At 44.4% G+C, this 13,672-nt stretch carries 11 protein-coding genes; all 11 read left to right on the top strand.

Annotated features, from left to right (window positions below):
- Positions 1-11 precede the first annotated feature (11 nt).
- The 11 genes from NSQ99_RS12010 to fabD all read left to right on the top strand — a co-directional run bounded on the left by NSQ99_RS12010 (position 12) and on the right by fabD (position 13,649).
- Positions 12-1,316, top strand: a complete 1,305-nt coding sequence (locus NSQ99_RS12010; protein ID WP_340836798.1) for an ABC transporter substrate-binding protein — start codon at positions 12-14, stop codon at positions 1,314-1,316.
- 65 nt (positions 1,317-1,381) lie between these two features.
- On the top strand, positions 1,382-2,278 hold the full coding sequence (locus NSQ99_RS12005) for a carbohydrate ABC transporter permease (protein WP_251665528.1): 897 nt from the start codon (positions 1,382-1,384) through the stop codon (positions 2,276-2,278).
- A gap of 1 nt (position 2,279) precedes the next feature.
- Entirely contained in the window at positions 2,280-3,113 is an 834-nt protein-coding gene (locus NSQ99_RS12000) for a carbohydrate ABC transporter permease (RefSeq protein ID WP_340836797.1), read from the top strand.
- Positions 3,114-3,135: 22 nt separating this feature from the next.
- Positions 3,136-4,887 carry a family 43 glycosylhydrolase gene (locus NSQ99_RS11995; protein WP_340836795.1) on the top strand — a complete coding sequence of 584 codons (1,752 nt, stop codon included), beginning with the start codon at positions 3,136-3,138 and terminating at the stop codon, positions 4,885-4,887.
- Positions 4,888-4,952: 65 nt separating this feature from the next.
- On the top strand, positions 4,953-6,260 hold the full coding sequence (locus NSQ99_RS11990; RefSeq protein WP_251665525.1) for an ABC transporter substrate-binding protein: 1,308 nt from the start codon (positions 4,953-4,955) through the stop codon (positions 6,258-6,260).
- 5 nt (positions 6,261-6,265) lie between these two features.
- Entirely contained in the window at positions 6,266-8,068 is a 1,803-nt protein-coding gene (locus NSQ99_RS11985) for a cache domain-containing sensor histidine kinase (RefSeq protein WP_340836793.1), read from the top strand.
- 37 nt (positions 8,069-8,105) lie between these two features.
- Positions 8,106-9,728: a response regulator gene (locus NSQ99_RS11980; protein ID WP_340836791.1), complete on the top strand. Its 1,623-nt coding sequence runs from the start codon at positions 8,106-8,108 to the stop codon at positions 9,726-9,728.
- 311 nt (positions 9,729-10,039) lie between these two features.
- On the top strand, positions 10,040-10,621 hold the full coding sequence (fapR, locus tag NSQ99_RS11975; RefSeq protein ID WP_251665522.1) for a transcription factor FapR: 582 nt from the start codon (positions 10,040-10,042) through the stop codon (positions 10,619-10,621).
- A gap of 2 nt (positions 10,622-10,623) precedes the next feature.
- A complete protein-coding gene (gene plsX / locus NSQ99_RS11970) occupies positions 10,624-11,613 on the top strand; it encodes a phosphate acyltransferase PlsX (protein ID WP_340836790.1) in 990 nt (329 codons plus the stop codon).
- Positions 11,614-11,621: 8 nt separating this feature from the next.
- Positions 11,622-12,605: a beta-ketoacyl-ACP synthase III gene (locus NSQ99_RS11965; RefSeq protein WP_251665520.1), complete on the top strand. Its 984-nt coding sequence runs from the start codon at positions 11,622-11,624 to the stop codon at positions 12,603-12,605.
- 105 nt (positions 12,606-12,710) lie between these two features.
- Positions 12,711-13,649, top strand: coding sequence for an ACP S-malonyltransferase (gene fabD, locus NSQ99_RS11960; RefSeq protein ID WP_340836789.1), 939 nt, complete (start codon positions 12,711-12,713; stop codon positions 13,647-13,649).
- Positions 13,650-13,672 lie beyond the last annotated feature (23 nt).

Raw genomic sequence — 13,672 nt, 5'->3', positions numbered from 1 at the left:
GGGAAATGAAGATGAGGAAAAAATGGTCAATGCTAGTTACGCTTATCATCATGGTCACACTTATTGCGGCGGGCTGCTCAGGAGGGAAGAATACGAACAATACGACTAATGATAGCACCTCACAAGGCAATAAATCACAAAGCAGTAACAGCGAGAATACGAAAAAGGGAAAAACAAAGCTATTGTTTTGGTCGCCATTCTCTGGCGCAGATGGTCCGTTTATGAAAAATATTGTTGATAGCTATAACGCTTCGCAGGATCAGTACAGTATGGAGTTTGTTATACAGCCCAATGGTGAGTATTACAAGATGCTAGACGTTGCATTGAACGCTTCTAAGGATAGTCCAGATCTCGTTATTATGCATCTGGATCAAATACCAACGTACCAAAGCAAAGGTCAGCTTCAGGCCATAGATGATCTCGCAGCAAATGCTGGAATTAGTAAGGCAGATTACGTCGAGGCGCCGATTGATTATGCAACGATTGATGGAAAGTGGTATGGCATCCCGCTAGATATTCATCCACTTGTCATGTATTACAACAAAGATCTGTTTGAAAAAGCAGGTATTACCTCTGTACCAACGAACCGTGCAGAATTCGATGCAGCCGTTGAAAAGCTTACTGATCAACAAGCGGGTGTATATGGCTACGTTGTACCAACGTTATGGCCGCAGCAATTTATCTTCCCGACTTTAGTGTGGCAAAATGGTGGAGAGCTATGGGATGGTGATAATGTAGCCTACAATTCACCAGAAGCAGTGGAGATGATCGAATGGATGCGAGGTCTTATTGATAAAGGAGTCTCTCCTTCCAATGTACAACAGGATGGCGAAAATACGCTATTCCTGCAAGGGAAAAATGCGATCCAGTTTAATGGACCATGGATGAAATCACAATTTGATGAAGCGGGACTTAATTTTGGAGTAGCACCCGTTCCGCAAATCGGTAAAGCAAAGCCAGCAGTGTTTGGTGGTTCTCATAACTTTGCAATTCCGCAAGGGGTTACAGATGAAGATATTTTAGCGGGAATTGGTGACTTCTTAAAATATGTATCCTCCAACTCTCTAGACTGGGCGGAATCTGGTCAGGCGCTTGCATCTAAGCCAATGCTTGAAAGCGCTGAGTTTAAGGCATTGCCTCAAAGCGCCATTGCAGAAAGCTTCTCTTATGTACAGTTTGCACCGAATGTGTTGAACTGGCCGACTATTTCTGAGCCGATCTGGGGCGAGCTGAACAATGCACTACTAGGCAATAAGCCAGCACAACAGGCGATGGATGATGCTGCAGCTAAGTCGCAACAGGCGATCGGAAAATAATTAGCTTAATAATGGGAGAGGGACGGAATACGACCGTCCTTCCCTTTTTGTAGGAGGTCATGAGTGTGAAACCAACGCTAAAATCCCGAATTAGCTCCTCGCTGTTTGCATTGCCCTATACATTATGCTTTGCGGCATTTCTGCTATTTCCGATTTGCTACGGCTTCTATATTAGCCTGCATGATTTTGAATTGCTCTCGAAGGAGCATCCTTTCGTCGGTCTAAGCAACTATATCGCTATCTTTACTCCGAACAGTTATGAGAATGCACTGTTTTTTCGCGGGCTATGGGCCACGATTCAGTTTGTTATATTCTCGGTGCCGTTGCTTATTATCGCAGGGCTAGCAATTGCGATGCTGGTCAATGCGTTGCCAAGTAAACTAAGAGGTCTATTCCGTACATTTTATTTCATTCCGTATGCGTTGTCCGCATCGGTTATGGCTGTTATTTGGTTAATGATGTTTGATACGAACGCAGGCTTTCTGAACAGCATGCTTCAAAAGCTAGGGGGCCAATCGATACCGTGGCTAACAGGTACACCGTGGGCGTGGGTCTCGCTAATTATAACAACATTATGGTGGACGATCGGCTTTAATATGATTATTTTTATTAACGCACTGAATCAGGTACCAGAGGATTATTACGAGGCAGCTTCAATAGATGGTGCCAGCTCCTGGAGTAAGTTTATATATATTACATTACCTACAATTCGTCCTGTTATGCTGTTTGTAATGATTACATCGACGATTGCGTCATTCAACATTTATGCTCAGCCGTTTCTGTTAACACGCGGCGGGCCTGGCGATACGACTCGTGTACTTCTAATTAACGTACTTGATCATGCATTTATTCGGAAAGAGGTAGGCTCAGCATCGGCTATGGCAATTATTATGGCTCTGATCATCATTATCATTTCTCTCGTTCAATATCGATTAACCTATGGACGAAAGGAGGGGAACTAGTATGCACAAGCTGCGAAAAGCATTGCTTATTATCGTTGCAATTTTATTGGCAGCAGTCATGTTATTGCCACTTGTTTGGATGATATCTACTTCCCTAAAAAATGATTTTGAAGCACTTGCAGGGCAGATGAATTTTATCCCGAAAAAGCCGACCATAGATAACTATATTCAAGGCCTTAATGGTGAATTAATGAATGTACCGATTATGCGCTGGATTACGAATTCCTTATCAATTGGTATCATCGGTACCGGAATTATATTGCTCATTGATTCCATGGCTGCTTATGCTTTAGCAAGACTAAAGGATATGATGTTTCGTAAAATACTATTTTCGATGTTTATCGCATCCCTAATGATTCCTGGCGTTCTAACCTTTCTTCCTATGTATATGGAGTTTAATGGGCTGGGCTTAATTAATACGTATGCTGCACTGATATTACCGTATACAGCAGGTGCTTTTGGTGTGTTTCTGTTATATCAATTTTTCATATCCTTTCCGAAGGAAATAGAGGAAGCGGCTCGGATCGATGGCGCGAATAAGTGGCAAATTTATTCCAGGGTCGTCCTGCCTTCGTCGGTTTCTATTATGGTTACGCTAGGTATCTTCACGTTTATGGGCATATACAATGACTTTGTGTGGCCGTTATACGCGGCAACCTCACCAGATATGCGTACGATTACTGCCGGTATTGCACTAATGTCGCAAGGCAGCTATACACAGGCTTATGGTAAGCTTATGGCAATGACAACCATAGCTGCGTTGCCTGTGCTCATTATTTTTATGATTGGCCAACGTTTTTTTGTAAAAGCCATTATCCAATCGGCGGTTAAATAGTCGTTAAAAGGGAGCTTGCTTTATGAATCAGAAACGTATATCTCTTTTGGCGGCTCTTGTAGCTGCCATTGTAATCCTTGTCTTACTGTGGATCGTGCTAGGTAGAGATCACGGTAATTCGGCAGATCAGAGGGGAGATGCTATAATGACTACCTATTCTGGACATGGTGGAACGTTCAAAAATCCGATCGTCGATATGGATACACCTGACCCGAGTGTTGTTTACAAGGATGGTTTTTACTATATGACATTTACGCACAATGGTGCTGATATTATGGTGATGAAATCTCGAACAATAGATTTTCGTCACGCAAAGCGTAAAGTTGTTTGGTATCCGCCCTTTGGTACGATGTACTCCGCTAATCTATGGGCACCGGAGCTGCAATATATTCAAGGCAAGTGGTATATTTACTTCGCTGCGGATGATGGGAACAATGAAAATCATCGAATGTATGTGTTAGAGGCAGTGAGTGATGATCCGCTAGGCGAATACGAATTTCGCGGAAAAGTTGATGATGGCAGCGATAAGTGGGCCATTGATGGGTTAGTGATGGAGCATGAAGAGCAGTTATACTTTGTATGGTCAGGGTGGGAAGGTGACGTTAACATTAGTCAGAATACCTACATTGCACCGATGAGTGATCCACTGACGATTAGTGGCCCGCGTGTACTGCTTAGTGAGCCTCTATATGAATGGGAGCGAGCAGGGGGGCCGCCGTATATTCAAGAAGGGCAAGCGATATTGAAGCATAATGGTCGATTATTTATTGCTTATTCGGGAGCGGGTAGCTGGACACCGTTTTACAGTATCGGCTTACTTGCCCTGCAGGAAGGCGGTAATCCACTGGAACCAGAGCATTGGAGTAAGGTAGAGCAGCCTCTTATGAAGATGAACGAAGAAATCGATGTTTTTGGACCTGGTCACAATTCATTTACTACATCCCCTGATGGGACTGAGACATGGATCGTTTATCATGCGACAAGTGGTATCCATGACGGCTGGAATAATCGCAAGGCACGTGCTGAACGTGTAGCTTGGGATGATCAGGGCATGCCTATACTAAACGGTCCGTTAGCCATTGAAACAGCAATTGCTGTCCCTGCTGGAGAAGGTATATATTACGCTAAGCATGCTAAGGTTGCGGACGGAGAGCTTCTGTTTGAGTTAATTCCATCACGACATGCAACTGAGATGCCCATCCTGCTTCATTACCGTAGCGAAGGCTCAGACAGCTCTGCAGTATTATTCGTTAACGAGGAGGAATGGGGCGGTGTAGAGCTAGCAGAAACGGCACATCAAGACATTGGCTATGTATGGGTGATTGTCCCGTTTAATGAAGGCATGAATACAATTAAAGTGCAGCTAGAAGAAGGGGCAGCGTTAGAAGCAATAGAAATTACACGATATGAGGCTGAGAATGCACAAGCTGGTAAGGGAGCATATGCTGAAAGTAATCCTTTCGCTTCAGGCTGGGGCGCGGTACTCGGAGATTCCACAGATGAAGGTGAGCTGCAGTTTTCAAATTTTGTAGTACCAGAAGCAGGGGAATATGAACTACGTATCGCAGCCTCCAATCGTGGAGACGCAGAGCAGCAGCTTCAGATCTCCATCAATGGTAAAAAAGCTAAGGTGATAACGATTGAGCCAGGAGAGCGTCAGCATTTCAACACAATTTTACTATCAGTTAAATTAGATAAAGGTATAAATGAAATCGTTATCAAAAATTTGTCGTCAGCTATCGCGCTTGACTATATAGATATATTAAAATCGTAGATACAACAATTAAGTAATAATACATCGTTTGCAGTCAGTTTGCTGGCGAGGGGGAAGCGTCACAAATGTTAGGATATCGGGTGAGCTATGCTAGGCGATGCTTATTGGTGCTAGCGATAGGTATATTGTTTAGTGCTTTAAGTGGATGTTCCAACGAATCTGAGGTGCAGCCTGTTCCTCAGATTCGTAAGGAGGCAGTACTGCTGGAATACTGGACGCCCTTTAGTGGTGGAGACAATCAATTTATGACGGAGATGGTGGAGCAATTTAATAAGGAACAGGATGACATCTATGTCGTTCAGACGAATTCACGTCTTGATGATTACTATTCACGTCTACGTACTGCGATCTTGTCAAGTAACGCTCCTGATATAGCGATTATTCATACGACAAGTATGCCTCAATTCGTTCAGAATGGATACATAGAGACGGTTACAGATATCGCTGAACAAGTAGGCCTTGATCTTAGCCAGCTTAACTCGAACATTCGTGAGTCTACGGAATATAACGAGCAGTCCTATGCTGTTCCATTAGATACCCATGCCTTGGTCATGTATTATAACAAGCAGCATTTGCGAGAGGCGGGAGTGTTAGACGAAGCAACAGGCAGGCCGTTGATAGAGCCTGGTGAAGAGGGGTTTCAGAAGTTTCTAGAAAAGATTCGTGAAGCTGTGCCATCTGACGTGGCGCCGATGGCTATGCCAAGCACTAGAATTGATTCGGTTTGGCTATGGTGGAGCTTATATAATCAGATGAATGATGGTGGATCATTTTATAATGAGCAAGGAAAAGCATCCTTTAATAACCCGCAAGCTTTAAGAGCGCTGACCTTTATTAATGGCTTGTATGAGCAGGAGCTTATACCTCCGAATATTAATGATTCGTTTAAGGCTTTCTATGATGGCAACGCGGCGGTGCTGTTTTTAGGAATGTGGGGTACCGGTGCATTCGAAAAATCAACAGAGCTTGACTTAGGCGTTGTAACCGTCCCTGTGTTGTATGATCGCCCTGCCCAGTGGGGAGATTCTCATTCCTTGGCCATACCGAAAAAACACAATATGACCGATGAAAAACGTAAAGCTGCCATGATATTCTCGAAATGGATGGTTGAGCATGGTGAACAATGGGCGAAAGCAGGACATGTGCCTAGTATGACACAGGTAGTGGAGAGCGAGACGTTTAATCAGCTAAAGTATCGTAGTGATTATGCAGCGGCTGCCGATTATGTTGTATACTGGCCGCGTCATCAAAAGCAATGGTCCATGATTGAAATACTGATTAAAGAATTTGAAAAAATGATATACGGGAAGCAGACACCGGAGCAAGCGCTACAACAGGCAGAACAGCTCGTTAATGCAGCGATGGAGGAGTAGTGGTCATGATAAACAGGATTGCTAATCCGGTAAAGGCCTTCAAAAATCAAGAGCTCGCTCGTAAATTAATATTGATTAACTGTGTACTTATTCTAGTTCCCTTAGCAGCGATGGGGGTATATACGTTTGCCAGCTTTCAAAAGGCTATGGAGAAAAACGTTGGTACTTATCAATTACAAACGTTAAAGCAAGTGACGCTTAACATTGATACTTATATGAATGAACTTGACCGACTGACATTGATGCCTTATTCCTATAAAGAGGTAATGGATTTTATATCATCGGAGCGTGAATCCGGGCAGCCCTTAACGCTTGAGGAGATAGATAGCTTGAACCGCTTCGTTTCCTCGATTTTTATTAACGGACGATTAGATATTATGGGGGTGTCGTTGTACGGCGAAAAAGGAGCATCCTATGTCGTCCTGCCGGAAAGTCAGTATTTGACTACCTATAAGCTGGATGAAAGTGCAGATTGGCTCAAGCAAGCTCGCAGCCGATTTGGCCAGCCAACCTTTATTACGACGCATGAAATTTTATCGACAAGTGGTACAGCCTATCAAGTATTCTCGATAGCAAGAGAGCTGAGGAGCTTCGATACGGGGCGCACGCTAGGATATATTGTTATTAATATTGATCCTGTCAGTGTACGTAAGCTGCTTCAGCAAACAGACACAAGCGAGCAAGAAGTATTGTATATTATTGACGGTCAAGGGATGCCTGTCATTAGACAGGATGAATCTCAGCCCGTTTTAGAGCTTGGAGCATTGAGCGGACAAGGCGTACTGCATAGCTATGGAGCGAGTAAGGATAAGCAGCTAATCGCTTATGTAACGTCTGAAGTAACAGGCTGGACAACGATTAGTGGTGTTCCAGTGAAGGAGCTCATGAAGGACAGCTTAGTTGTTAGAAATTCGATAGCCCTTGCATTGTTTATATGTATTGGTCTAGCCATTCTTGCGTCTGTCGTTGTTGCTTACCGTATTACACTGCCTCTGCGCAAGTTAAGTCGATTAATGCGTAAGGTGGAGCAAGGGGAGTTGCTTGTGCAATTTCCAGTTCAATCTGGAGATGAGGTAGGTCGCCTAGGTCATTCCTTCAATATGATGGTTTCTAAGCTAAGCGAGTTAGGCTATTTGCTCTATGAAACAGAAATTCGTGAGAAGGATGCACAAATCGCAGCACTTCAATTTCAGATCAATCCACATTTTCTATACAATACACTTGGCTCGATCAGTATGCTCGCGGAGGTAGAAGGCAATCGTGAAATTGTGACGATGTCCAACAATTTAGGCCGGCTCATGCGTTACAGCTTAAGTAATCATAGAGATAAGGTAACACTTCGTGATGAACTGATGCATGTAAACGGCTATATGAGTATTCAAAAAATACGCTATGAAGAACGTATTCAATATATAGAGCACATCGATAACGAAGCCTACGATCTACTAGTGATTCCATTAAGCATTCAACCGTTGGTCGAAAATGCAATTAATCATGGCATTGATAAAGGTGTCGGTAACGGCAGCATTTGTTTAAGAGCAGCTATCCATAGAAACACGTTAACGATCATTGTAGAGGATGATGGAATCGGTATAGATCAAGAGAGTCTTGAGCAGCTGCGTAAGCGATTAAAAACCTCGAAGGAGCTGGGTGGACAGTCAGGTAATGGACTATTAAATGTGCATCGAAGAATCTTGCTCCACTATGGTGAAGGCTATGGCATCACACTGGAGAGCATGCCGTATCAAGGTCTGAAGGTCAATATGACGCTACCGGTTCAACGATTTGTTGAGCCACCGACTATTTAGCTGTTACTAAGCAGAAGAGGGAAGGGAGCGCGGGGATATGCCAACAATGATGATTGTGGATGACGAAGCAATTTTCCGTAGAGGCCTGCGAGCTATGATTGCTGCTTCTGATAAGGAATGGGATATAGTAGCCGATGCGCGTGATGGCTATGAGGCACTTGAACTGCTTGAACAACACAGGCCTGATGTTGTTTTAACAGATATACGTATGCCGAGAATGGACGGATTACAGCTGCAGAGAATTGCCCGCGAACGTTTTCCAGAGCTACAAGTAGTTGTCATTAGCGGCTATGAGGATTTTACCTACGCCCAGCAGTCTATGCGAAGTGGGGCAAGGGATTATTTGATGAAGCCAGTAGAGCGTGAGGAATTGCTCAGAGTACTATCGTCTGTAAAGCAAGATTGGCTTAATAAACATAAAGAACATGATCACGACGTAGTGCCAGAAGGGCAAGAGCTGCGACAGCAGGTAGCTGCACAGCTTGTTGCTGGTATTATGCAAAGCAACGTTCAACAAATGCATCTTGATCTGCTATCACAGATTGGGATCGAGCTGACCGATCCTTATTACAACTGTATGGTTATTAAGCTAGATAAGGATTCTGTTGATAATGATCGTTATCGTACAACTGATCCTTCACTTTTCCAGCTCTATATTCAACAATTTGTGCAAGAGATGATTCAATTCCGTATGAAGGGCTTTAGCTTCGTTTTTTCCGATACGGAGGTGGCAGCACTCGTAAATTTACCTGATGCGGCGGAGGGTGAGAGGCAGTTATTGAAGCTGGCAGAGTCTGTACGTATGCAGATTAAGTCGTTATCTAATTTGACGGTTACAATCGGTGTTGGTCGACCAGTAAAAGGATTTGAGTCGATGCTTACAGCGTTTCGCGAAGCGCAGATGGCACTTATCTACCGTCTTGTCGTAGGTGGTGATAAGGTTTTGGAATATGAGCAATCAGTTAAGCATCAACTCTTCCAGTCGGAGCGCAAAAAATGGTCGTGGGAAGCGCTGGAGCGAGCGATTAATGAGGGCCGCTTACATGGAATCGATGACTTAGTGGATTCCGTCATTATAGAGCTATGTCAGCAGGCACAGACACCTGAGCTTGTGCACCAGCAAATCTGTAAGCTGCTGATCCATTATTATGAACGTTCAGAGGATCTAGGCCTTACAAAGGCTTGGCTCGGTGGACGGGATATTCGTAAGCTGCTTATTGATATTTGCTCTATTAGCTCGCGTGGTGAGCTCATGGAGGTGAGCCGTCAGCTGTTTGGCAGTTTAACTGCGGTGATCGCTGCAGGGAATAGGCAACTGGACAGCGATCCAGTTGCAATTGCTTTACACTATATTGAGCAGCATTATGTTGAGCCTATAACTTTAACGGACATTGCAGAGCATGTGTACTTAAATTCAGCGTATTTTAGTACGTTATTTAAGCAGAAGGTCGGAAAAACGTTTATTGAGTACGTAACGGATTTGCGTATTGAGGATGCGAAAAAGAGACTAGCATCAACAGATGAGAAGATAGCCAGCGTCGCTGACGCAACTGGTTTTTCAAACATCCGACATTTTAACCGTGTATTTAAAAATGAAACGGGCTTAGTGCCGAAGGAATACCGTGAACGGGTACGACAGCGGCGGTATAAACATATTTAACATGCTGTTGACATGAGCATCGTTAGGTATCGCAGTCAACGAACGCTTCAAAACAAAAATGGTAGAGCGGTGATCCCTTTCACTTGCCTGCCATTTTTCTGTTCTACGCAACAATGCTTAGTTGTGAGTCTATCTCTATTATGCTATGCGCTACAGTATGAGTCTGTATCCATTATGCCTATATAAAAAATAAATTGCTATGACGAGCAATATCCTCTATACTAATTTAGTACCAGGTATTAAATTGAGCTACTAAATACACATAAAATTTGTGCATTAACCTAACACTTGAACAGGAGAGTGGTGCCCTCATGGCGAAGTTAAATAAACGCGAGCGGCATCAGCTGCTGATCCAATACATTAAAGAAAATCCATTCGTGACGGATCGAGAGCTGACAAGAGCATTGAAAGTAAGCATACAGACGATTAGATTGGATCGAATGGAGCTTGGTATTCCAGAGCTGCGCGAGCGGATGAAGGAAATGGCCGAGCGTTCCTACGATTCCGTGCGCTCATTGCAAATCGATGAAGTAATCGGAGAAATCGTTGATCTGCAGCTCGATCATAGTGGGATATCTCTTTTCGAGATTCGTGAGGAGCATGTCTTTACACGAACAGGAATCGCACGTGGACATCATTTGTTTGCACAAGCCAATTCGTTGGCGGTCGCAGTCATTGATTGTCCCATCGCTTTAACAGCTAGCAGTGATATTCGATTCTTAAGGCCTGTAAAGCTTGGCGAGAAATGTATCGCAAAGGCATATGTTCGCTCGAAGGATGATAGAAATAAATCGAAAGTCGAGCTCAACACGTACGTAGGCGATGAGCTTGTGTTTCAGGGGAATTTCGTTGTTTATCGTTCCGATGCGGCGAACACCCAAGGAGGAGAATAAAGTTGAAAATTGCAATAGATGCTATGGGTGGTGACTTCGCACCGAAGGAAATGGTTGCTGGTGCGGTCGCTGCTGCTAAGGAAAACGAAGATGTTCAGCTATTGCTTGTCGGCGATGAAGCTCAAATAAAAATGCATTTGACTGAAGCGCAGCCGAGTAATTTGCATATTGTTCACGCAACAGAGGTAATTGAATCGGAGGATGAACCAGTCCGCGCCGTCCGTCGAAAGAAGGACTCCTCGATGGTTGTCGCTGGTAAGCTTGTGAAGGATAAAGAAGCTGATGCTATGTTGTCAGCAGGAAATACAGGAGCTTTGATGGCAACAGGCTTACTAGTAGTTGGCCGTATTCCGGGCATTGAAAGACCAGCACTAGCACCGCTATTACCATCATTGGACGGTGTAGGAATGCTTGCGCTTGATCTTGGTGCGAATATGGATGCGACACCAGAGCAGCTCTATCAATATGCAGTTATGGGAAGCATTTATCGCGAGCGCGCACAAGGCATGAAAGCACCGCGAGTCGGTCTGCTTAATGTAGGGACTGAGGATTCTAAAGGTAATGAAGTGTCTAAGGCTACATATGAGCTATTGAAGCAAAGTGAGCTCAACTTTGTAGGTAATGTGGAGTCAAAGCATATGCTTGAGCGTCCATGTGATGTGCTTGTATGTGATGGCTTTGCTGGAAATATAATGCTTAAATCGTATGAAGGAGCAGCATCTGTTATTTTCAAGCAATTAAAAACCTCATTTACCCAAAGCTTCCTGACGAAGGTTGCTGCAGCCATTATGCTGCCTAAGCTTAAAGGCTTGAAAAAAACATTGGACCCGAACGAATTTGGTGGTGCTTTGCTGCTTGGGGTCAATGGATGTGTAATGAAAATTCACGGTTCTTCAGACGCAAGAGCTGTGCAAGCCGCTGTTAAGCAAGCAAAAACAGCGATAAAGGGTAAGCTTATTGAATCGATTACTGCAGAGATCAACAAGGAGTGATTGGAGCTATGAATTCCAAATCAGTAGGGATATTAGGTGCTGGAAAATATGTGCCTGAGCAGGTGCTAACCAACCAGCAGCTAGAGCAAATGGTAGATACAAATGATGAATGGATTGTAACACGAACAGGAATAAAGGAAAGAAGAATAGCTGCAAGTGATGAAGCGACGTCTGATCTTGCCTATAAAGCTGCGGAGCAAGCGCTGCACAATGCCGGCTTAACAGCTAAGGATATCGATCTTATTATCGTTGCGACGGTTACACCAGACATGTTCTTCCCGTCAACGGCATGCTTGGTTCAGGAAAAGCTAGGTGCTACTTGTCCAGCATTTGATCTGTCAGCTGCATGCTCTGGCTTCATATACAGCCTGGCAACAGCTAACGGCTTCGTACAAAGCGGCTTGTATCGTAAGATACTCGTAATCGGAGCTGAAACATTGTCGCGCATTACAGACTACACCGATCGTAACACTTGCATTTTGTTCGGTGATGGTGCAGGCGCCGTTGTCGTCGGTGAGGTCGAGGAAGGTAGAGGCTTCCAATCGTTTGTTCTTGGTGCAGATGGATCGGGCGGCGAGCTGCTAAAGGTTGCAGGAGGTGGCTCTCGTAAGCCAGCTACGGCAGAAACGATTAGCAATAATGAGCATTCAATCCATATGGCCGGCAATGAAGTGTTCAAATTCGCCGTTCGAATTATGGGCAGTGCTGCTGAAGAGGCGATTGAGAAGGCGGGAATTAGCAAGGCTGATGTTGATCTTCTCGTACCACATCAAGCTAATATCCGCATCATTCAATCTTCCTTACAGCGTCTCGATCTTACAGAAGATAAAGCGCTAATCAACATTGATAAATATGGAAACATGTCAGCAGCTTCGATACCGGTAGCGTTAGCTGAAGCGGTAGAGCAAAACCGAATTGGTGAAGGCGATACATTATGCCTTGTAGGCTTTGGTGGCGGCCTAACCTGGGGATCTACGATCATAAAGTGGTAGGAGACAGGCGCAGTATCGTCCTATATAAGGAGAAACGATGCAACCCTTTTGCAATGAATACCGTAATGTAAAGACAATAATGCATAAGGCTAGGGAGGCAAATCGGTGGGCAAAATTGCTTTTGTATTTCCTGGGCAGGGAGCTCAGACTGTTGGTATGGGTAAAGATATATATGAGCATGACGTTGATGCGCGTGCCATTTTAGAACAAGCGAATGAAGCGCTGGGCTTTTCAATTACAGAGCTAATGTTTAATGGACCTGACACGGAGCTTAAGCAGACTGCTAATACGCAGCCAGCGCTCCTGACTGTGAGTGTCGCCTTTTTGAAGCTGATTGATAAGTCAGGTTTGAAGGCAGATTACGTAGCAGGACATAGTTTGGGTGAATATAGCGCGCTTGTTGCTGCAGGTGTGCTAAGCTTTGAAGATGCGGTTCGAACAGTTCGCGCGCGAGGTCAATTTATGGAGCAGGCCGTTCCTGGAGGTCAAGGGGCAATGGCGGCAGTTCTTGGTGCAGAACGTGAAGCACTAAAACAGCTATGTGCGCAGATTACTTCTGAAGGCAAGCTTGTGGAGCTGGCTAACATGAATTGTCCAGGTCAAATTGTAGTGTCAGGCTCAGTAGAAGGTGTGAATGAAGTGGTCGCACGCGGCAAGGAAATTGGTGCTAAGCGTGTCATTCCACTAGAAGTAAGTGGTCCCTTTCATTCCTCACTTATGGAAAAAGCGGCTATCGCGCTTCGAGAAGAGCTGGAGAAGTTGACGATGCAGGATGCATCAATTCCTGTCATCGCCAATGTAACTGCTGAGCCGGTGAGCGCAGCTGCGCAGATTACATCGTTGCTTGAGCAGCAGGTGTGTGCACCTGTTTTATGGGAAGATAGCGTGAAGAAGCTTATTGAGCTAGGTGTCGACACTTTTGTTGAGATCGGATCTGGCTCTGTATTAACAGGACTGATCAAAAAGATCGATCGTAATGTAACGACGGTTACGATTAATAGCTTGGAGTCATTACAGGCATTCACACAAGCATCGCAAGCGTAAAACTCATTCGTGAGTGTCATAAT

It is taken from the genome of Paenibacillus sp. FSL W7-1287 (assembly GCF_038004245.1).
GTDB classification, from domain to species: Bacteria; Bacillota; Bacilli; order Paenibacillales; family Paenibacillaceae; genus Pristimantibacillus; species Pristimantibacillus camelliae.
Note: the sequence above shows the minus strand (reverse complement) of the source record. Positions and strands in the feature narration are given on the sequence as shown.